Origin of the sequence: Nocardia asteroides (genome assembly GCF_021183625.1) — a bacterium.
Taxonomy (GTDB): domain Bacteria; phylum Actinomycetota; class Actinomycetes; order Mycobacteriales; family Mycobacteriaceae; genus Nocardia; species Nocardia asteroides_A.
Map to the genome: position 1 here is coordinate 4,501,065 of NZ_CP089214.1, position 18,992 is coordinate 4,520,056.

The 18,992-nt window shown below is 71.2% G+C and carries 20 protein-coding genes; 11 read left to right on the forward strand and 9 right to left on the reverse strand.

Annotated features, from left to right (window positions below; genetic code table 11):
• Positions 1–84: 84 nt before the first annotated feature.
• Both LTT61_RS21440 and LTT61_RS21445 read right to left on the reverse strand, forming a co-directional pair.
• Positions 85–438: a molybdopterin oxidoreductase gene (locus tag LTT61_RS21440; protein WP_233015852.1), complete on the reverse strand. Its 354-nt coding sequence runs from the start codon at positions 436–438 to the stop codon at positions 85–87.
• Positions 435–2,549, reverse strand: coding sequence for a molybdopterin oxidoreductase family protein (locus tag LTT61_RS21445; RefSeq protein WP_233015853.1), 2,115 nt, complete (start codon positions 2,547–2,549; stop codon positions 435–437). Before LTT61_RS21445 ends, LTT61_RS21440 begins: the two co-directional genes overlap by 4 nt.
• A 211-nt stretch (positions 2,550–2,760) precedes the next feature.
• Between LTT61_RS21445 and LTT61_RS21450 the strand changes: the two genes are divergently transcribed.
• A complete protein-coding gene (locus tag LTT61_RS21450; protein WP_233015854.1) occupies positions 2,761–3,228 on the forward strand; it encodes a carboxymuconolactone decarboxylase family protein in 468 nt (155 codons plus the stop codon).
• Positions 3,229–3,394: 166 nt separating this feature from the next.
• On the forward strand, positions 3,395–4,486 hold the full coding sequence (locus tag LTT61_RS21455) for a 3-deoxy-7-phosphoheptulonate synthase (protein ID WP_233015855.1): 1,092 nt from the start codon (positions 3,395–3,397) through the stop codon (positions 4,484–4,486).
• 268 nt (positions 4,487–4,754) lie between these two features.
• Here LTT61_RS21455 and LTT61_RS21460 read toward each other — a convergent pair whose 3' ends face one another.
• Positions 4,755–5,315: a GNAT family N-acetyltransferase gene (locus LTT61_RS21460; protein WP_233015856.1), complete on the reverse strand. Its 561-nt coding sequence runs from the start codon at positions 5,313–5,315 to the stop codon at positions 4,755–4,757.
• Positions 5,316–5,406: 91 nt separating this feature from the next.
• Here LTT61_RS21460 and LTT61_RS21465 point away from each other — a divergent pair, with 91 nt between their 5' ends.
• On the forward strand, positions 5,407–6,303 hold the full coding sequence (locus tag LTT61_RS21465) for a sigma factor (protein WP_233015857.1): 897 nt from the start codon (positions 5,407–5,409) through the stop codon (positions 6,301–6,303).
• Between the two features lie 39 nt (positions 6,304–6,342).
• Here LTT61_RS21465 and LTT61_RS21470 read toward each other — a convergent pair whose 3' ends face one another.
• Positions 6,343–6,546 carry a hypothetical protein gene (locus LTT61_RS21470; RefSeq protein ID WP_233015858.1) on the reverse strand — a complete coding sequence of 68 codons (204 nt, stop codon included), beginning with the start codon at positions 6,544–6,546 and terminating at the stop codon, positions 6,343–6,345.
• Positions 6,547–6,716: 170 nt separating this feature from the next.
• Here LTT61_RS21470 and LTT61_RS21475 point away from each other — a divergent pair, with 170 nt between their 5' ends.
• On the forward strand, positions 6,717–7,892 hold the full coding sequence (locus LTT61_RS21475; protein WP_233015859.1) for a pyridoxal phosphate-dependent aminotransferase: 1,176 nt from the start codon (positions 6,717–6,719) through the stop codon (positions 7,890–7,892).
• 41 nt (positions 7,893–7,933) lie between these two features.
• Complete coding sequence (locus LTT61_RS21480; RefSeq protein ID WP_233015860.1) at positions 7,934–8,479, forward strand: dihydrofolate reductase family protein; 546 nt, start codon at positions 7,934–7,936, stop codon at positions 8,477–8,479.
• Positions 8,480–8,482: 3 nt separating this feature from the next.
• Here the strand turns inward: LTT61_RS21480 and LTT61_RS21485 are convergent, their stop codons facing one another.
• The 4 genes from LTT61_RS21485 to LTT61_RS21500 form a co-directional block, all read right to left on the reverse strand.
• Positions 8,483–9,127, reverse strand: a complete 645-nt coding sequence (locus LTT61_RS21485; protein ID WP_233015861.1) for a LysE family translocator — start codon at positions 9,125–9,127, stop codon at positions 8,483–8,485.
• 62 nt (positions 9,128–9,189) lie between these two features.
• Positions 9,190–9,720: a hypothetical protein gene (locus LTT61_RS21490; RefSeq protein ID WP_233015862.1), complete on the reverse strand. Its 531-nt coding sequence runs from the start codon at positions 9,718–9,720 to the stop codon at positions 9,190–9,192.
• 1 nt (position 9,721) lies between these two features.
• On the reverse strand, positions 9,722–10,927 hold the full coding sequence (locus tag LTT61_RS21495) for a DUF6973 domain-containing protein (RefSeq protein WP_233015863.1): 1,206 nt from the start codon (positions 10,925–10,927) through the stop codon (positions 9,722–9,724).
• A complete protein-coding gene (locus tag LTT61_RS21500) occupies positions 10,924–11,223 on the reverse strand; it encodes a hypothetical protein (protein WP_233015864.1) in 300 nt (99 codons plus the stop codon). Before LTT61_RS21500 ends, LTT61_RS21495 begins: the two co-directional genes overlap by 4 nt.
• A gap of 90 nt (positions 11,224–11,313) precedes the next feature.
• On the opposite strand from LTT61_RS21500, the gene LTT61_RS21505 reads away from it, so the two are divergent.
• The 5 genes from LTT61_RS21505 (at position 11,314) to LTT61_RS21525 (ending at position 17,294) form a co-directional block, all read left to right on the forward strand.
• Positions 11,314–12,984: a DNA repair helicase XPB gene (locus LTT61_RS21505; RefSeq protein ID WP_233015865.1), complete on the forward strand. Its 1,671-nt coding sequence runs from the start codon at positions 11,314–11,316 to the stop codon at positions 12,982–12,984.
• 41 nt (positions 12,985–13,025) lie between these two features.
• The gene (locus LTT61_RS21510) at positions 13,026–13,691 is read left to right on the forward strand and encodes a DUF3239 domain-containing protein (RefSeq protein ID WP_233015866.1); all 666 of its coding nucleotides are present in this window, start codon (positions 13,026–13,028) and stop codon (positions 13,689–13,691) included.
• A 70-nt stretch (positions 13,692–13,761) separates the two neighbouring features.
• Complete coding sequence (locus LTT61_RS21515) at positions 13,762–14,406, forward strand: LysE family translocator (protein ID WP_233015867.1); 645 nt, start codon at positions 13,762–13,764, stop codon at positions 14,404–14,406.
• A gap of 42 nt (positions 14,407–14,448) precedes the next feature.
• The gene (locus LTT61_RS21520; protein ID WP_233015868.1) at positions 14,449–15,846 is read left to right on the forward strand and encodes a M1 family metallopeptidase; all 1,398 of its coding nucleotides are present in this window, start codon (positions 14,449–14,451) and stop codon (positions 15,844–15,846) included.
• A gap of 80 nt (positions 15,847–15,926) precedes the next feature.
• A complete protein-coding gene (locus LTT61_RS21525) occupies positions 15,927–17,294 on the forward strand; it encodes a DnaJ C-terminal domain-containing protein (RefSeq protein WP_233015869.1) in 1,368 nt (455 codons plus the stop codon).
• Here LTT61_RS21525 and LTT61_RS21530 read toward each other — a convergent pair.
• Positions 17,288–18,154, reverse strand: a complete 867-nt coding sequence (locus tag LTT61_RS21530) for a hypothetical protein (protein ID WP_233015870.1) — start codon at positions 18,152–18,154, stop codon at positions 17,288–17,290. The genes LTT61_RS21525 and LTT61_RS21530 overlap by 7 nt on opposite strands.
• A gap of 337 nt (positions 18,155–18,491) precedes the next feature.
• On the opposite strand from LTT61_RS21530, the gene LTT61_RS21535 reads away from it, so the two are divergent.
• Positions 18,492–18,986: an LppU/SCO3897 family protein gene (locus tag LTT61_RS21535; protein WP_233015871.1), complete on the forward strand. Its 495-nt coding sequence runs from the start codon at positions 18,492–18,494 to the stop codon at positions 18,984–18,986.
• The last annotated feature ends 6 nt before the right edge of the window (positions 18,987–18,992 follow it).

Here is an 18,992-nt window from a genome sequence, read left to right on the forward strand (position 1 = left end):
TCGTGGTCGCGGCGGCGCCGTTGCGGGCGGGGGCGGTGTCGTGCTCGAGGACTGTCATCGTCGTCTCCTCCTCGTCCCGGCCGGTCAGACTTCGACCAGGCCGAGGTCGACGACGACCGTGCCGGTGCATCCCTCGGGCGCGGCGAGGAAGAGCTCGAGCACGGTATCGCCGAGCAAATCCTCGACCACCCGCAGCGCCACGTGGACGGCGTCCTTCGCGCCGATCGGGAAATAGCGCATCGCGGCGCCGTCGCGCATGAGTACCACCGCGATCATCTCGTCGCTGGAATTGCCGCCGCGGAAGTACACCGGCTGGGTCGTCGCGCCCGCGGGCACGGTGTAGCGCAGCGCTGCGTCCAGGGGGACGGGCTGCTCGAGCCCCTTCCCGGTGAAGGCGCAGACGCCCTGCAGGAAACGGGGGGTGCTGCCATCGGTCATCGGCTCTGCTCCTTGTCGGGAATCGGCGGGGAGGGCTGTGCGCGCTCGACGGCGACCGCGCACACCTTGAACGCCGGCATGCGCGAGTGCGGGTCGAGTACGGGATTGGTGAGCAGGTTGGCGCTGCCCGGGCCGCCCCAGTGGAACGGCACGAACACCGTGTCGGGGCGGATCGCCCGGTCGATCCTGGCGGCCATCACCGCTTCGCCGCGCCGGGTTCGGAGCAGCACCGGATCGCCGTCGACGACGCCGATCCGGCGGGCGAGCTGCTCGTGCAGTTCCACGTGCGGTGCGGGCTCGGCCGCCGCGAGGGCACCGACCCGGCGGGTCTGGGTGCCGGACTGGTACTGCTTCAGCAGCCTGCCGGTCGTCAGGTAGTACGGGAATCGGGTGTCCGGCGGCTCCGCCGCGTCGCCCTGTTCGGTGACGTGGAACCGCGCCCGCCGGTCCGGGGTCGGGAAATCCACCGTGAACATCCGGGGGGTGCCCGGATGCCGGACCGAGGGGCAGGGCCAGAACACGCCGTCCCCGGCGCGGATCCGGGCGTAGCCGATTCCCGAGTAGTCGGCCTTGCCGCCCTGGCTCGCGCGCCCCAGCTCGGCGAAGACCACCTCCGGATCGTCGGAGAATCCGGGCTTGCCGAGCCGGAGCGCGACGTCGCTCATCGCCTGGAGATCGGTCCGCACGCCCGGCGGCGGTGCGGTCGCGGCGCTGCGCAGCACGACCCGCCCCTCCAGGTTGGTCATCGTTCCGGTTTCCTCGGCCCACTGCGCGGCGGGCAGCACCACGTCGGCCAGCTCCGCGGTCTCGGACAGGAAGATGTCGGACACCACCAGGAAGTCGAGCCGCCGCAGCTGCTCCGCGACGTGGCCCGCGTTCGGCGCGGAGACCACCACGTTCGATCCGAGTACCCACATCGCCCGCACGCCGCCGGGGGTGGCGATCCGATCCAGCATTTCGTACGCGGAGAGGCCGGGAAGCGGCAGCTCGTCGGGATCGACGTTCCACACGGCGGCCACGTGGGCCCGTGCCGCCGGATCGTCGAGGCGGCGGTAGCCGGGTAGCTGGTCGGCCTTGAGGCCGTGCTCACGTCCGCCCTGGCCGTTGCCCTGCCCGGTCACCGTCGCGAACCCCGAGAACGGGCGGCCCGGCAAGCCGAGCGCCAGCGCCAGATTGATGAACGCCGACACCGTGTCGGTGCCTGCCCGATGCTGCTCGGCGCCGCGCGCGGTCATGATCATCGCGCGCCGCGCCGTGCCGAGTATCCGCACCGCCTCGACGACAGCGCTCTCCGGGACGCCGGTGATCCGCTCCACCCGGTCCGGCCAGTACAGCCGGACCGCACGCCGGACCGCGTCGAAACCCGTAGTCCGCGCGGCGATGTACGCCTCGTCGATGAGGCCCTGCCTGACCGCTACGTGCAGCATCCCGTTCGCCAGCGCCAAATCGGTCCCCGGAACCGGTTGCAGGTGCAGCTCCGCCCTGGCGGCGGTGGCCGTCCGGCGCGGATCGATCACCACGCACCGCGCGCCGCGCTCGCCGGCGGCGTCGAAGAACCGCATGGCAGGCGGCAGGGTGTCGGCGGGGTTGCTGCCGACCAGCAGGATCGCATCGGTCTCGGCGATGTCGTCCAGCGGAAACGGCATACCCCGGTCGATTCCGAAAGCCCGTGTCCCGGCGACCGCCGCGGAGGACATGCAGAAGCGTCCGTTGTAGTCGATCGCCGAACTGCCCAGCGCGACGCGCGCGAATTTGCCCAGCTGGTAGGCCTTCTCGTTGGTGAGCCCGCCGCCGCCGAAGCAGCCGACGGCGTCGCGGCCGTGCCGCCCCTGCGCCGCGCCGAACGCGCTGACCATTCTGCTCAGCGCCTCGTCCCAGGTGCCTGGCCGCAGCGGCAGATCCCGGCGGTCCCTGATCAGGGGCGTGGTCAATCGGTCGGGGTGCGACAGCAGCTCCGCGGCGGTCCAGCCCTTGGCGCAGAGCCCACCGCGGTTCGACGGGAAGTCGGGCTGGGGTTCGACCTCGAACTTCCCCTCGCGCTGCCGCAGGACGATTCCGCATTGCAGGGAGCAGTACGGGCAGTGGGTTTCGGTCGTGGACGATTGCGTCATATCTCCACCCTCAGCAGCCGGCGACCGCGCTCGGGGGCGACAGCGACGGTGTGCACCGAGGGCGCGGTCTCCCCACGCTAGCCAGCACGTATTTCCGCGTTGTTGCCGTGACAATTCGCGGCCACGCACTCCGATGTCACACTCCCCGGGCCGGTGTCGTCCTCCTGGTACAGCCCGCCGGCGAACGGCGGGCGCACCGGAAGGAACCGCCATGAACGCGCGAATCGATCTCTTCGGCAATGCCATCGCGGGCAGCTTCGTCAAGCGCCTCACCAATGCCTCGCGGGTCTTCGAGGACGCCGTGCCCGCCGCCACCCAGGAGCTGGTGAAGCTGCGGGCCAGCCAGATCAACGGCTGCGGCATGTGCACCGACATGCACTACAAGGACGCGATCGCCGCCGGCGAGGACCCGGTGCGGCTGAACCTCGTCGCCGCATGGAAGGAGGCGACGCTCTTCACCGAGCCGGAGCGGGCCGCGCTCGCGCTCACCGAGGAGGCCACCCGGATCGCCGACGGCGGCGGTGTGAGCGAGGACACCTGGCAGCAGGTGCGCAAGCACTACGACGACGACCAGGCCGCCGGGCTGATCGCCTGCATCGCCACCATCAATGCCTGGAACAGGATCAATGTGATCGCGGGCACCCCGGCCGGGTCGTACGTGGCCGGACAGTTCGGCTGACCGAGCTGTTACAGTTTCTTCCATGCTGCGCGATTACTGGTTTAGCAGGCCGGCCCAGGGTGGGCCGGCGTGCGTGGACCGCGCGCGCTGATTCTCCACCCGAGCCGGTACCGACCGGCTCGACGGGGTTTCGCTTCGTGGGCCGGCCTGAGAAAGGAACCCACGAATGACTACCGCCGCCGACGTCGATGCCCGCCATTCCGACCTCGACGACCAACGCACCCTCGCGGTCAGCCCGCTGCGCTCGCCCGCCGAGGTCCGTCGCGTGCACCAGATCACCGACGAGCTCGCCGACACCGTCCGCCGCGGCCGCAGGGCCACGATCGACGTCCTGAACGGCACCGACGACCGTCTCATGGTGATCGTCGGGCCGTGCTCGGTGCACGACCCGGTCGCCGCGCTGGAGTACGCCCGCAAACTGGCCGCGAAGGCGGCCGAGCTGGACGACCGGCTGCACATCGTCATGCGCGTCTACTTCGAGAAGCCGCGTACCACGCTCGGCTGGAAGGGGCTGATCAACGATCCGCACCTGGACGGCTCGTTCGACGTCAACACCGGGCTCGGCATCGGCCGCAAGGTGCTGGTCGACATCACCGCGCTCGGGCTCCCGGTGGCGTGCGAGTTCCTCGACCCGATCACCCCGCAGTACATCGCGGACCTGGTCTCCTACGGCGCCATCGGTGCCCGCACCGCCGCCAGCCAGGTGCACCGGCAGTTGAGCAGTGCGCTCTCCATGCCGGTCGGCATCAAGAACGGCACCGACGGGGACGTGCAGGTCGCGGTGGACGGGGTTCGGGCCGCCGGGGCGAGCCATGTCTTCCCCGGGACCGACCTGGACGGCCGCGCCGCGCTCATCCGGACCACCGGGAACCCGGACTGCCACGTCATCCTGCGCGGGGGGAGCACCGGGACGAACTACGACGCGGCGTCGGTCGCGGAGGCGTGCATCCGGCTGGAGAAGGCGGGGTTGCCGCAGCGGATCGTCGTTGACGCGAGCCACGGCAACAGCAACAAGGATCACAATCGGCAGGTCGATGTGGTCGGGGATATCGCGCAGCGGCTCGCCGATGGGGAGCCGGGGGTTGTCGGGATGATGCTGGAGAGTTTCCTTGTCGCCGGGCGGCAGGATCTGGCGCTCGGGCATGCGGATCGGCTCACCTACGGGCAGTCCATCACCGATGCGTGCATCGACTGGGAGACCACGGCTGTTCAGCTCGATCGGCTCGCCGCCGCGGTCGCTTCGCGTCGCGCGCACTGATCCCTCGGGACGAGTGAGCAGTTTCCGCACGAACCGGTCGAGCCGCCGCAAGGCGATGCGACAGGCGCGGTAGCGCGGTAGCTACTGTCGCTTCGCCTGCGGCGGCTCGACTGGTTTGGCAGAGTGCCGGGGATTCGGCAGAGTGCCGGGGATTCGGCAGAGTGCCTGGGATTCGGCGGGGTGCTTAAAATTCGGCGGGGTGCCTGGGATTCGGCAGAGCGCCGGGGACTCGGCGGGGTGCCGGTGATTCGGCGGGCCGCCCGGGAACTCAGGTTTTCTCGGGCCACCCGTCGGCGGGGCCGGGCGGGTCGGTGGCCAAACGCCCGGCCAGCCAGCAGTCCCGCCGGACTCCCCGCTGCACAGCGCCGAGCCTCTGCGTCCCCTCGAACCGAAACCCGTTGCGCCGCACCACAGCGGCCGAAGCGCGGTTCCCCACGTACGCCAGCCACCCGATCCGCGCCAACCCGAAACCTTCTTCGGCGAAACCGAACTCGCACACCAGCGCGACGGCCCGCGACATGAGCCCACCCCCACGCACCCCGGCCGCCAACCAGAACCCGATCTCGGCGGCCCCCTCCCCCCTGTCGTGCAACCCGATACTCCCCAGCATCGGCCCACCACCCGCACGCCGGACGGCCCAGACCGGCGACCGCCCCGCCCACCCCTTGCCGACGATCTCGGCGAGGTAGAACTCGGCATCACCCCGCCCGTAGGGAACAGGAATCGTCACCCACTCCGCGATCGCCGGATCCTGGCAGTGCGCGACGATGGTGTCGAGATCCCCGACCAGCGGCCGGTCGAGCAGAACGGTGCCGTCCGAGAGATCCATACCGCATGGTGACACGCCCCGAGACGCCGGATCATCCCCTTTTCCGACCTGTCGACGGGCCGCGTACCCGCGCTCCGTAGAATCGTGCACGATGGTCGCCGCCTACCTCGCCGAACTCCTCGAGTCGCACCGCCCCCGCCTGCTCGGCATCGGCTACCGGCTCACCGGAAGCACCGGCGCCGCCGAGGACGCGCTCCAGGAGTGCCTGCTCCGCCTGAACGGCGTCCACCAGTCCGAGATCGACGATTTCGGCGAGTGGCTCACCGCCACCGTCGCCCGGATCTGCGCCGACCGCCTCGTCTCCGGCCTGCGCCGCGCGCCCCACCGGCTCCCTGACCCCCTGGTCACCCCGCTGGTTCCGCGCGGCGGCGGCGAGTGGACAGTCATCGCCGGGCACCGGGCGAACCGCCTCGCCACGCTGGTGGCTCTCGCCTCGCTGACCCCCGCGCAGCGCCTCGCCGCTGTCCTGCCCGACCTGCCCGCCGAGCAGATCGCGACCTGGCTCGACCTGGACCCCGCCGCCGCCGAGCAGGCCGCCGCCATCGGCAGGGCCGCGGCCGCCGCGCTCCCCGGCCCAGCCGCCGAACCCGACCACGAGGCCGCGGTCCGCCGCCTGCTGACCGCCCTGCGCGCGCGGGCGCGGGCAACGGTCCGCGAGGGTGCCGAATCGGAGTGCGGTGCGGAAGAGGTAGCGAGCCGGCTGCATCCCGGCGCGCAGGGCATGGCGGCGACGCCGCACGGCCCGGTGGTCACCGACGGCCCCGATCGGGTGGCCGCCCGGCTGCTCGCGCTCGCCGCCGAACACGGCATCGGCTGCCCGGACGCCGACCCGGCCGACGGGTACGAATTCGTCTCGGTGAACGGCGAATTGGGGCTGCTGCTGCGCGGCCCCGAGCTGAATCGAGTACTGGCTTTCACGGTGCGCGACGACGCGGTGTGGCGCGTCTTCGATCTCGCCGCCCCCGCGCCGAGCCACGGCTGGGGCTGACCCGGCCGGGGCGCCGCGCAGCACCCCGGCCGGAGCCGGCTACGGCGTCGAGGAGCCCAGGAACCAGTCCGGGGTCGACGAGCCGAATCCACCGCTGCCGGTGGAGGATCCGGTGAACCAGTCACCGGTCGAGGAGCCGAGGCCGACGATCAGATCGTGGGCTCCGGCTCGGATGAGACCCAGTACTGATCCGGCGACCTCCGACGCGGCCGGTTGCAGTAGCAGGTCGAGGTACGAGGCCATACACGCCCCTTTCGAGATGCCACCCGGCGGGTGGCTGTGAGGTAGAACACCGGGAGGCTAGCGCTCGCGCGGACACCGCACAACAGGCCAGCTAGAGGCGGTGAACAAAATGTGAAATATTGGTGTTCGCTATCACTCCGCAACGAAAACGACCGGGATAGGCTTCCTGGATGACCGCCACCGTCGCCCGCCTCCGTCCCTTCGCGGCCACGATCTTCGCCGAGATGACCGACCTGGCCGTCCGGCACGACGCGGTCAACCTGGGGCAGGGCTTCCCGGACAGCGACGGCCCGGCCGGGATGCTCGAGGTGGCCCGCGCGGCCATCGCGGACGGGTTCAACCAGTACCCGCCCGGTCGCGGCGTCCCCGCGCTGCGCCGGGCCATCGCCGCCGAGCGGGCGAGCCGGACCGGCGCCGAGTACGACCCGGAGACCGAGGTGCTCGTCACCGTCGGCGCCACCGAGGCCATCGCCGCCACCCTGCTCGGGCTGGTCGAGCCGGGCAGCGAGGTGGTGCTGATCGAGCCGTACTACGACTCCTACGCCGCCGCCGTCGCGCTGGCGGGCGCGCGCCGCCGCACCGCGCGGCTGGTGCCCGACGGCGACGGCTTCGCGCTCGATCTGGACAGCCTGCGCCGTGCGATCACCCCCGCCACCCGGATGCTCGTGGTGAACTCGCCGCACAACCCCACCGGCGCCGTGCTGAGCCGCGCCGAGCTGGCCGTGCTCGCCGAGATCGCCTGCGAGCACGACCTGCTCGTGCTCGCCGACGAGGTGTACGAGCACCTGGTGTTCGACGGCGGCGAGCACGTCAGCGTGGCCGCGCTGCCCGGGATGGCGGAGCGAACCGTCGTGGTCTCCAGCGCGGCCAAGACCTTCAGCGTCACCGGCTGGAAGATCGGCTGGGCGCTCGGCCCGCGCCCGCTGATCGACGGCGTGCTCGCGGCCAAGCAGTTCCTCACCTTCGTCGGCGGCGGGCCGTTCCAGCCCGCGGTGGCGCACGCGCTGGAGCACGAGCGGGGCTGGGCCGTCGAACTGAACGCCACCCTCGCCGCCCGCCGGACGCGGCTCGCCGCCGCCCTCGCCGACACCGGCTTCGCCGTGCGGCGCAGCGACGGAGGCTATTTCGTCTGCGCCGACGTCACCCCGTTCGGCACCGCCGACGGCCTCGCCTTCTGCCGCGAGCTGCCCGCGAAGCTCGGCGTCGCCGCGGTGCCGGTGAGCGTCTTCGCCGACGATGCCGCCGCCTGGAACCACCTCGTCCGGTTCACCTTCTGCAAACGGGACGAGACGCTGGACGAGGGGGTCAAGCGGCTGCGCGCGGGCGTCGGAGCGACTTCTCGATAACACTGACGCTCCCTGTCAGGGTTACCGGGGAGCCTTACCGCATGACAACGACCAGGTTCTACACCGCCACCAGCCTCGACGGCTACATCGCCGACCCGGACAACAGCCTGGAGTGGCTCTTCGCCGTCCCCGGCGCGAGCACCGCGGAGGAGGACACAGCCGAGCTGGTCGCGCAGACCGGCGCGATGTGCATGGGGGCGACCACCTACGAGTGGATGCTCGCGCACGACGAGCCCGGGCAGTGGGAGCAAAACTATGGCGAACGGCCGTGCTGGGTCTTCACGCACCGCACGCTGCCCGCGCTCCCCGGCGCGAACCTGCACTTCGTCGCCGACGATGTGCGCACCGTGCACGCCGCGATGGTGAAAGCGGCCGGAGGCCGGGACATCTGGGTGATCGGCGGCGGCGACCTCGCCGGTCAGTTCGCCGACGCCGGGCTGCTCGACGAGGTGGTTGCCGCGGTCGCGCCGGTCACGCTCGGCGGGGGCGCGCCGCTGCTGCCGCGCCGCCTGCTCAGCGACCGGCTCACGCTCACCGAGGTGCGGCAGATCGAACAGTTCGCCATGCTCACCTACCGGGTGGGCTGACCGTCAGGCTGGAACCGGCCGGGCCCGGTCGGTGGCGAGCAGCACCGCGATCGCGCCGAGCATGGTCCCCATGACGTAGCGCTGCGCCCGCAGCCACAGTGGCCGCCCGGCCAGGAACCCGGCGATCCCGCCCGCGCCGAGCACGATCAGCCCGTTCACCGTCAGCGCGACCGCGATCTGCACCGCGCCGAGGGTCAGGCTCTGCGCCCACACCCCGCCCGCGCCCGGCTCCACGAACTGCGGGATCAGCGCCATGTACATGATCGCGATCTTCGGGTTCAGCAGGTTGGTCAGCAGCCCCATGGCGAACAGCCTGCGCGCCGGGTCGGCGGGCAGGGTGCTCGGCGCGAACACCGACACCCCGCCCGGCCGGACCGCCTGCCACGCCAGCCACAGCAGATACAGCGCCCCCGCCACCTTCATCCCCAGGTACAGCCCCGGGACCACCGCGAATACCGCCGTGATCCCCGCCGTAGCCGCCGCCAGGTACACCCCGAACCCGGCCGCCACCCCGCCCAGCGAGATCAGCCCCGCCGCCCGCCCCTGCGAGACGGTCCGCGACACCAGATACATCATGTTCGGCCCCGGGGTCAGCACCATTCCGAGTGCCGCCAGCGCCACTCCCACCACCGCCGTCGTCGTCACCATGTCTCGATGGTGGCGCGGTTCTGCGGGTGTTGTCGCGGGCCAGTGGGAAGGTGCTGGACGGGCTACTCCGGCGCTCGGACGAAGTACGGCTTCGTCAGTCCGGGGTCAGGCTGGACGGAGAGCAAGCGCGAATCCGGGGTCAGGACGACGTCACTGGGCACACTACGGATCAGTTCGGAGCCGGGAGTCTCCGTGACCACCTGCCGAGGCGTGTTGCCGAGGAGGAAAAGGCGGTAGCGCTCGGCTGTCCGATCAGAATAGAACTCCGGCAGGTTCTCCCAGCAGAATCCGGCCGGGGTGCCCGCTACGGCGTCGAGCCGTTCCCGCTGAACTCCGGAGGCCACCAGCACGAGGCGATCCCAGCCGGTGTTGTCCCACGCCGCGTTCGCGGTGAGTTCGCCCAGTGCAATCGTGCGCGGCTCTTTCGCCGCGGCTGCCATTGTTTTCTCGAGCGTGGTCTCGGAACCAAGCGGCTCGTCTCGCGAACGGAAATCGAAGCTGCCGGCACAGTCCGCCCGGTCATCGGGGGTACCGCACGCGATGACCGCGAGCCCGATGCAGATCGTCAGCACTAGTCGAACGACTTTTTGCATGTCAGGCACCGCCGGGCAGTGGTATCTCGACATTCACGGGGTGTCCGTTCTCGCCTACTCCGACGCGATTACTCCATTCGATCTGACCCTGCTGGTCAAGGACGATCGCGTCACCGGCACGAATTCGATCGCTGATCAGGTTCTGCAGTTCGGCGGGCGAGGCATCCGGTTTGGCGAGTGCCACCTCCCTGCCGATCGAATTATTGTGCAGGTCCATCGCCTCCCTGGTCGGCGGGCTCGCGCCCAGTTGCTCGTGCGCGGTCCCGTAGCGGTCGTTCCAGTCCTCGCCGTACCGCTGGGTCATGAGCGCATTCCAGTACATGTGCCGGAAGGCGTCGCCGTGGCCGTCGGACAGTGCGGTGGAATCGGGATAGGTCGCGTTCGCGGCGGTCTCCGCCTGGGCCTTGATATCGAAGAAATCGGAGATATCGCGGACCGCGAGCGGGCCGGAGGTCCCCATTCGCGCGGTGAGCAGGTCGATCTCGCCCGGCGTCATCAGAATCGGCTGGAAATCGGGGCTGATCGCCCGGATCCGGTCGAGCACGATTCCGCTCGGCCACAGCTCGGCCGGTTCCGCGGAGGCCGCGGTCTGGTATTTGCGCAGAATGTCCGCGAGTACGGGGTCGGAGGGCATCGGCGTCGCCCCGTACTTGACCTCGGGGGCGAGATTCTCCAGGTGGCGCTTGATCTTCTCCGCACCCTCCAGATCGACCTGCTGGATCGCGGTCAGCGCCGTCCGGATCTGCGAAGTCAGGAAGTATTCGTACCCCTCCTTCTCGGCCAGCCCGGTCGGGCCGAACTTCAGCAGCACCTCCGCGTTCGACATGCGGGAGTCGACCGCGCCGTCGTCGCGGACGAACAGGTCGAAGCCGGAGGACTCGGCCTCCGCCTTCGTCTCGCGCAGCAGCGCCACGTAGTTCGACATCGCGTCGAGCTGGGTATAGATCTCCTGCTGGATATCGGTGAAGACGTCAGCCGATCGCCTGGCGATGACGCGGTCGGCGGCGGCCCGCTCGCGGACCGCATCGCCTGCGGCGCCGACGAAGTACTCGTGCGTGGCCTCGGCCACCCGGGCGATAGCTTCGCTGTGCGTGTCGATCGTGGTCCCCGCCTCCTGGAAATTCTTCGCGACGGCGATCGTCGCGGCCGGATTCCAGGACAGGACGGTGGAGACCGTCAGCGGCGTGGTGTAGCTGCCGCCGCTCATCGGGGGCCGGAGCCTTCGAGTTGCTGGGCCGAGCGGGACTCCTGACTCAGCGCTTCAGCGAGCGCGCGGTCCACCACACCGGCGAAATCGCCGAACCGCGCGGCGTGGTAGCGAACGACGCTGTCGAGCGCCTCGGCAATGCCCTTCGTGACGTCTGCGATCTGCGAGTCCGGCATCGTGCCGTCTATCGTGGAACCGTCCGCGACCGGCTCGATCGCGCCGATCGACTCCGCTTCGGCGCGGACCGTTCTTGCCAGCGCGGCAACGCGCTCGGGATCGAATCCGGGATTCCCCACCCTGCCCCCTTCCTCCGGAGGGGACCTTACCGCGCCACCCCGCACGCGACGCTGGGACAATGGAGAGCAAACCGAGGGCGAGGAGGGACTGTGACCGACGGTCCGCTGATTGTGCAGAGCGACAAAACGCTGCTGCTCGAGGTCGACCACGAGTCGGCGGGTATGGCGCGGATGGCGATCGCGCCGTTCGCGGAGCTGGAGCGCGCGCCGGAGCACGTGCACACCTACCGCATCACCCCGCTGGCGCTGTGGAACGCGCGGGCGGCGGGGCACGACGCGGAGCAGGTGGTGGACGCGCTGGTGCGGTTCTCCCGGTACGCGGTGCCGCAGCCGCTGCTGGTCGACATCGTCGACACCATGGCCAGGTACGGGCGGCTGCAGCTGGTGAAGCATCCGGCGCACGGGCTGATGCTGCTGAGCAAGGATCGCGCGGTGCTGGAGGAGGTGCTGCGGCACAAGAAGCTGGCGCCGATGCTCGGCACGCGGATCGATGACGACACCGTGCAGGTGCATCCGTCCGAGCGCGGGCGGATCAAGCAGATGCTGCTGAAAATCGGCTGGCCGGCCGAGGACCTGGCCGGGTACGTGGACGGCGAGGCGCACCCGATCGAGCTGGACACCGCGACGAACGCCTGGCACCTGCGCGACTACCAGGAGATGGCGGCCGACTCGTTCTGGGCGGGCGGCTCCGGGGTGGTGGTGCTGCCGTGCGGCGCGGGCAAGACCATGGTCGGCGCGGCGGCGATGGCGAAGGCGAAGGCGACGACGCTGATCCTGGTCACCAACACCGTGGCGGGCAGGCAGTGGCGCCGCGAGCTGCTGGCGCGCACCAGCCTCACCGAGGACGAGATCGGCGAGTACTCCGGCGAGCGCAAGGAGATCCGCCCGGTCACCATCGCGACCTACCAGGTGATCACCAGGCGGACCAAGGGCGAGTACCGGCACCTGGAGCTCTTCGACAGCAGGGACTGGGGGCTGGTGATCTACGACGAGGTGCACCTGCTGCCCGCGCCGGTCTTCCGGATGACGGCGGATCTGCAGTCCCGGCGCAGGCTCGGGCTGACCGCGACGCTGGTCCGCGAGGACGGCCGGGAGGGCGATGTCTTCTCGCTGATCGGCCCGAAGCGCTACGACGCGCCGTGGAAGGACATCGAGGCGCAGGGCTGGATCGCGCCCGCCGACTGCGTCGAGGTGCGGGTGACGCTCACCGACGCCGAGCGCATGGCCTACGCCGTCGCCGAGCCGGAGGAGCGCTACAAGCTCTGCTCGACCGCGCACACGAAGGTGGCGGTGGTGCGCTCGATCCTGGCGCGGCACGCCGGGTCCCAGTGCCTGGTGATCGGCGCCTACCTGGACCAGCTCGACGAGCTCGGCGCCGAGCTGAACGCGCCGGTCATCCAGGGCGCGACCAAGGTCAAGGAGCGCGAGGCGCTGTTCGACGCGTTCCGGCGCGGCGAGATCCCGGTGCTGGTGGTGAGCAAGGTCGCGAACTTCTCCGTCGACCTGCCGGAAGCCTCGGTGGCGGTACAGGTCTCGGGTACCTTCGGGTCGAGGCAGGAGGAGGCGCAGCGGCTCGGCAGGCTGCTGCGGCCCAAGAAGGACGGCGGGCAGGCGCACTTCTACTCGGTGGTCGCGCGCGACACGCTCGACGCCGAGTACGCCGCGCACCGCCAGCGTTTCCTGGCCGAACAGGGGTATGCCTACCGCATCACCGACGCGGACGACCTGCTCGGCCCGGCGATCGGCGACCAGAGCCAATAAGTGGAGGCGCGTCCTCCGATAGCTGTGCTAGGAATGACGACGTGCGACGCTTCGAATTCGCGGTGGACCACCGGCACGCGCACGCGGTGAACGAAGTCGCGGCCGAGCTACGCAGGCGGCGGGTGCTCGCCGCGATCGGCGCCGTGCTCGCCGGTGCGGCGACGGCCTGGCTGGTGTGGCTGAACCACCCCTGGTCCTACCTGCTCGCGGTGGCCTTCGCGCTCGGTTTCGTGGTCGCCGTGTGGGTGGTGCTGTGGAGCGCGCGGCTCGGCACCGTCGACCGGCTGTACGAGGGCGAGCTGGTGCCCGCCGTCGTCTCCGCGACGCTCACCTCGGGGCTGGTGCTGCTCGCACTGGTGAACGTCGCCGGGCCGGAGGCGCCCGGCCCGCGGTACGCCCTGGTCACCCGCAAGGTGCGGGTGCTACCGGGGCACCGCGCCGCCGAGGGCGAGCGGGTGCCCGCCATCGCGGTGCGCACCGACGGCGCGCCGCGCCAGGTGGGGCAGCGCTGGTCGATCGTGAGCGTCATGCCGATCGCCTGGGGCACCGGCGACACCGCCGTGCTCGAGCGCGCCCGCGACGCCATCGGCGAGGCCGAGTGGCGGCTGCTCACCGACAACCTCGAGCTGGCCGCCAAGGTGCGCAGCAGCACCTTCAAGCGGCTGCTGCTCGACCCGCAGCAGCTGCCGGACGAGCTCGGCGCCTGAGCCGGAAATCGCTCGGCGCGTGAGCCGGAAATCGCTCGCCGCCCGCTCGGGCCGAACCTAGACTGCCGCCATGATCCCGGCCGCCAACCTGCTCGCCTTCCTCGCCGCCGCCACCCTGATCGTCGTGGTGCCCGGTCCGGGGGTGCTGTTCACCATCGGCCGGGCGCTGACGCTCGGCCGCCGCGCCGCGCTGATCTCGGTGTTCGGGCACGCGCTCGGCGTGCAGGTCGCGCTGGTCTTCGTCGCGGTCGGGCTCGGCGCGGTGCTCGCCGCCTCGGCGACGGCGATGGCGGTGGTGAAGCTGGCGGGCGCGCTCTACCTGATCCACCTGGGGATCCAGGCCATCCGGGAGCGCAGGGCGCTGCGCGAGGTGCTCGGCGCGCGGCCCCCCGCCGCCTCCGGCACGCGGGTGTTCCGGCAGAGCCTGCTGGTCGGGGTGACCAACCCCAAGGCGATCGTGTTCTTCGCGGCGGTGCTGCCGCACTTCACCGACCCGGCGGCGGGCGGGCTCGTGCTGCAGCTGCTGGTGCTCGGCTCGATCTTCCTGGTGATCGCGCTCGTCTGCGACAGCGTCTGGGCGCTGCTCGCGGTCTCGGCGCGGGGCTGGTTCGCGCGCTCGCCGAAGCGGCTGGAGGCGGTCGGCGGGGCGGGCGGGGTGCTCATCGTCGGGCTCGGCGCCTCGGTCGCGGTGGAGCAGGGGCTCGCCGCGCGCTGAACCGCGTACGCTCGGCAACATCACGGCGGGCGGAGGAGGGGTATGCGGTCGACGGGCGCGGCACTGCTGGCGGTGACGCTGTGTGTGCTGGTCACGGCCGGTCCGGCGGCCGCGCAGCCGGACCCCTTCGCCGGCGCCCCCGGCCTCGGCGACCCGTACTACCCGCTGGACGGCAACGGCGGCTACGACGCGGTGCACTACGAGGTCGAGCTCGGCTACGATCCGCCGAGCCGGGTCCTGGACGGCACCACCACCATCGACGCCACCGCCACCCAGCCGCTGCGCGCCTTCCACCTGGACTACACCGGCCCCCCGGTGCGGATGGTGACGGTGAACGGCCTGCCAGCCGCCTTCCGGAGCCAGGACGAGCAGGAGCTGGTGGTCACCCCGCTGCTCCCGCTGCTGCCCGGGCTCCCGTTCCGGGTGATCGTCGACTACGGCGGCCCGATGCCGGACACCGAGGGCGAGGGCTGGACCTACGCGCCCGGCGGCGGCGCCTTCGCCGCGGGCGAGCCGCACTCGGCGCGCACCTGGTACCCGCTCAACGACACCCCGCTGGACAAGGCCACCTTCACCCTGCGCGCCACCGTCCCGGCCGAGTGGCAGGTGATGGGCAACGGCGTGCGCACCAGGGACGAGGTGATCGCCGGGCAGCGCCACGTGGACTGGGAGAACCGGCACCCCACCATCGGCTACCTGACCACGGTCGCCATCGACCGCTTCGAGTTCCTGGAGCAGACCGCGTCGGACGGCACCCCGATCCTGAGCGGTTTCGCCCCCGGCGCGCTCCGGCACCGGGAGCTGGAGCAGCGGCTGCCGGAGATCCTCGACTTCTCGGCCGGCCTCTTCGGCCCGTACCCGTTCGAGGCGGTCGGCGGCATCTACCTGGACACCGAGCTGCCCTTCTCGCTGGAGACCCAGACCAGGCCGACCTACGCCGAGTGGGTCGACCTGAACACCGTCGTGCACGAGATCGCGCACCAGTGGTGGGGCGACTCGGTCTCCATCAGCTCCTGGGCCGACATCTGCCTGAACGAGTGCTTCGCCTCCTACACCGCCGACTACCTGTGGCCGGAGCGGGTCGACGGCACCGACGTGGACGCCGAGTACCGCGACACCGTGCAGCGCTTCCGGGACGAGCCGCGGTTCTGGCAGGTCCCGCTCGGAAATCCGGGCGCCGGAGCCGAATTCACCTCCGTCTACTACCGTGGCCCGCTGTTCCTGCACGCCCTGCGCCGCACCGTCGGGGACGAGGTCTTCTTCGCCGCGCTGCGCGACTTCCCGTCCGCCTACGCGGGCGGCAATGCCTCGATGGCGGACTGGCGGACCTTCGTGCAGCGCCGCGCGCAGTTCCCGCTGGACGGCTTCTTCGACGCCTGGCTCGGCGGCGAGACCCCGCCGCCGGACGAGTACCTCTTCCCCGGCGGCCTGCGCGGCTAGCGCGGGGCTATTCGCACCGGCGCCCGCCCGCGCTGGCATGATCTCCGCAAACGAGTTGTCTCCGCTGATGGGAAGTGGCCGTGTCGTTCGCTGGTGGTCTGCGGAAGATGCTCTGGTATCAGGTGGGGGAGCGCCCCTCGGTGCTGCTCGCGCACGGGGATCCGACGCAGGCGGGCAGCACCCCCGCGCTGACTCCGATCGCCGCGCCGCGCCCGCCCGCGGGCCCGGCGCAGACCGCGGTGACCTGCGCCCGGTGCGGACAGGCGGTCCGGGTGGAGATCGCGGGCGCCGCCGCGGCCAGGCGCCGGGTCGCCGTCTGGCAAGTGCTGATGTGGATCTTCAGCGTGGCACTGGCCGCCTTCCTCACCTACATGGTCGTCGGCACGTTCACCCGCCCGCGGGACGAACGGCCCAGCGAAGCACTGTGGTTCGCCTACCTGCCGCTGTTCATCGGGTTCGTCGCCGTGGTCTCGCGGTTCGAACGGGCCGACGGGGTGCGGCTGCTCGACCGGCAGGATCACGAGCTGTTCCCCGCTCCCGACGCGGTGCCCGGCGGCCCGCCGACCGGCACGCAGAAGCTGGCGGCGGCGCTGCTCGTCGGCGCCGGGCTGCTGCTGGCGGGCGCCGGGATCGCGGCGATCGCGCACGAGGTGACCTCGGTGGACGAGGTGCTGTGCGGCGAGCGGGTGATGGCGCCGGGGACCACCTGCGCCGCCGACGCCGCCGCCGCGAAGCTGAAGGTCGGTAAGCCCTATCGGGAGGTCGAACTCGAGCAGATCGCCAACCGGGAGAGCCTCTACAACGTCGCCGGTGCGTTCGTGCTGGTGTGCGGGATCGGGACGGCCGGGGTGGGTGGTTACCGGCTGCGAAAGATGGCGGGCTCGACCGTCGCTCCGCCGGTGGCCGCTCCGAGCGGGCCGCGGCGGGGTCAGGATGCGCTGATGCGCATCGACCTCACCCTGGCCGAGTGCGGCACCGGCGCGGTGGTGCCCGTCACCGTCGACACCGCGGTGGCCTGCACGGCCTGCGGCGGCACCGGCGGGGCCTGCGCGCCGTGCGCCGGTGACGGCCGCGTGCGCGCGCGGCGCACGGTGCAGGCCCGGATTCCGCCCGGAGTCGCTGCGGGGCAGCGGATCCGGCTGGCCGGACAGGGCGAGAAGGGTCCGGCGGGCGGCGATTTCGGCGACCTCTACCTGGAGGTGGCCGAGCGCCCGCACCCCGGGTTCACCCGGGAGGGCGCCGATCTGCGCACGGGCTTCGGGATCTCCCAGGCGAACGCCGTGCAGGGCGGCCCGATCACCGTGTCGACGCTGCTCGACGGGGAGGTGCCCGCGATCGTGGCGCCGAACACCGCGCCGGGCACGGTCATCACTCTCGCCGGCCTCGGCATGCCGGTGCTCGGCTCGGCGCAGCGCGGCAACCTGCACGTACGCCTGCACACCTACTGAATAGAGCTGTCCCGCGCCTTCGCCAGCCTGCGACGGGCCCGCTCGACCTCGGTCTCGGCGGCGCGCAGCGTCTCCCGCGCCGCCTTCTCGGCGGTGCGGGCGAAACGGTGCCGCTCCTCGGCGGCGGTCAGCTCCCCGCGCAGCTCCTCGATGCGGGCGGCGGTGGCGCGCACGGTCTCCGCCGCTGCGGCCGCGGCCTTTTCGGCCGAGCTCCGCTCGGAATCCGCGGTGCCGAGTTCGGCCTCGGCTTCGGTGATTCGCCGCTCCGTCGCTCGCTTGCGTTCGGCCGCCGCGTCCTGTTTCCGCGTCTTCGCGGAATCGCGCTGCGGGGCAGCTTTTTTCGGGACGGCCCTTTTCGGGGCGGGAACGGCGGCGAGCTCCGGCGCGGCGGGGCCGAAGCCGTCGTAGCTCGTGGCACTGGAGAGGGTGCCGAGGCGGACCTTTTCGGCCACCTCCGGATCGGCCAGTGCTGCGGTCAGGGAGTTGCCGACCTCCCGGAGCACCGCGTCGCCGACCGGTCTGCCCCGCTCGGCGGCGAGCTCGGCGGCCCGCCTGGCCAGGGCGTTCACCACCTGCCCGCGCTGCGCGGTGAGCGTGCGCAGCTGCGCCCCGGCGAGCTCGCGCTGGGCCGTGCGCAGCGCATCGCCGAGCGCGAGCAGCGCGCTGACCTCATCCGATGCCGAACGTGCCAGCAGGTTCACCACCCACGCGGCCACCGTCGGCCTGCGCAGCGCCCCGATCGCGGCCGCCAGCTCCCTATCGCCGGCCGCCTTGGCGGCGGCCACCCGCTCGGCCCTGGCTGCCACGAATTCGCCGGGGGCGAGATCGTACAGCTCGACGGCGACGTCGCTGAGGCTCATACTTCTCGAGCGTAACGACCGGATTCCCCGGTTCGACACGAATCACGAATTGCTCGATTGCTCGACCTGAGCTCTGCGGAAGGTATGCCCTGTGGAAACCCCTTACTCGTCCCTGGCCCTGCTCGGACAGCTTCTCCCGAATATTCTCCGCAGCAGCATGCTCGCGCTCTGGGCCCTGGGCTGACCCCGCCTCCACGTTCGATTCCCGGCCGGAGATGTCGTTAATGCGCGGCTCCGAGCCTGACGATAGTCTCACCGAGTTCGCGAACAGCGCGAACATTCGGTGAGAGAGGTCTATTCCGTGAAGTTCCCTGCGACGAGGCGGTCGGCACGTGTCGTGCTCGCACTCGTGTCGGCGGCCGTTGCCGCGGTTGCCGTTGTCGGTTGTTCGTTCATCGAGGACGCGGGCAAGTCCGACACCGCCAAGGCGGCGGTCGGCGACTGCATCAACGTGATCGAGGGCTCGGCCGTCGACTCCAAGACGGAGCCGATCGACTGCTCCTCGGACAAGGCCGTCTACAAGGTCGTCCAGACCTATGACACCAAGACCGAGTGCGCGGCCGACTACACCTCCTACGAGGAGACCCTCGGCGACAGCACAACGGCCTTCCTGTGCCTCGCGCCGAACTTCAAGGAGGGCAGCTGCTACGTGGACAGCATGCTCACCGGGTACAAGTTCGCGGACTGCGCCTCCACCGAGGCCACCTTCAAGGTGGTCAAGCGGATCGACGGCCAGGTCGACGAGCTGCTGTGCGGCGAGGACGCCGACAAGTTCATTACCGTGAACGACCCGAAGGTGACCTTCTGCCTCGGCTCGCCCACGGCGGCCTAGTCACTC

Coding starts and splice junctions, on each gene's coding strand:
- LTT61_RS21440 (WP_233015852.1), bottom strand. CDS start 438: ATGACCGATGGCAGCACCCCCCGTTTCCTGCAGGGCGTCTGCGCCTTC.
- LTT61_RS21445 (WP_233015853.1), bottom strand. CDS start 2,549: ATGACGCAATCGTCCACGACCGAAACCCACTGCCCGTACTGCTCCCTG.
- LTT61_RS21450 (WP_233015854.1), top strand. CDS start 2,761: ATGAACGCGCGAATCGATCTCTTCGGCAATGCCATCGCGGGCAGCTTC.
- LTT61_RS21455 (WP_233015855.1), top strand. CDS start 3,395: ATGACTACCGCCGCCGACGTCGATGCCCGCCATTCCGACCTCGACGAC.
- LTT61_RS21460 (WP_233015856.1), bottom strand. CDS start 5,315: ATGGATCTCTCGGACGGCACCGTTCTGCTCGACCGGCCGCTGGTCGGG.
- LTT61_RS21465 (WP_233015857.1), top strand. CDS start 5,407: ATGGTCGCCGCCTACCTCGCCGAACTCCTCGAGTCGCACCGCCCCCGC.
- LTT61_RS21470 (WP_233015858.1), bottom strand. CDS start 6,546: ATGGCCTCGTACCTCGACCTGCTACTGCAACCGGCCGCGTCGGAGGTC.
- LTT61_RS21475 (WP_233015859.1), top strand. CDS start 6,717: ATGACCGCCACCGTCGCCCGCCTCCGTCCCTTCGCGGCCACGATCTTC.
- LTT61_RS21480 (WP_233015860.1), top strand. CDS start 7,934: ATGACAACGACCAGGTTCTACACCGCCACCAGCCTCGACGGCTACATC.
- LTT61_RS21485 (WP_233015861.1), bottom strand. CDS start 9,127: ATGGTGACGACGACGGCGGTGGTGGGAGTGGCGCTGGCGGCACTCGGA.
- LTT61_RS21490 (WP_233015862.1), bottom strand. CDS start 9,720: ATGCAAAAAGTCGTTCGACTAGTGCTGACGATCTGCATCGGGCTCGCG.
- LTT61_RS21495 (WP_233015863.1), bottom strand. CDS start 10,927: ATGAGCGGCGGCAGCTACACCACGCCGCTGACGGTCTCCACCGTCCTG.
- LTT61_RS21515 (WP_233015867.1), top strand. CDS start 13,762: ATGATCCCGGCCGCCAACCTGCTCGCCTTCCTCGCCGCCGCCACCCTG.
- LTT61_RS21520 (WP_233015868.1), top strand. CDS start 14,449: ATGCGGTCGACGGGCGCGGCACTGCTGGCGGTGACGCTGTGTGTGCTG.
- LTT61_RS21530 (WP_233015870.1), bottom strand. CDS start 18,154: ATGAGCCTCAGCGACGTCGCCGTCGAGCTGTACGATCTCGCCCCCGGC.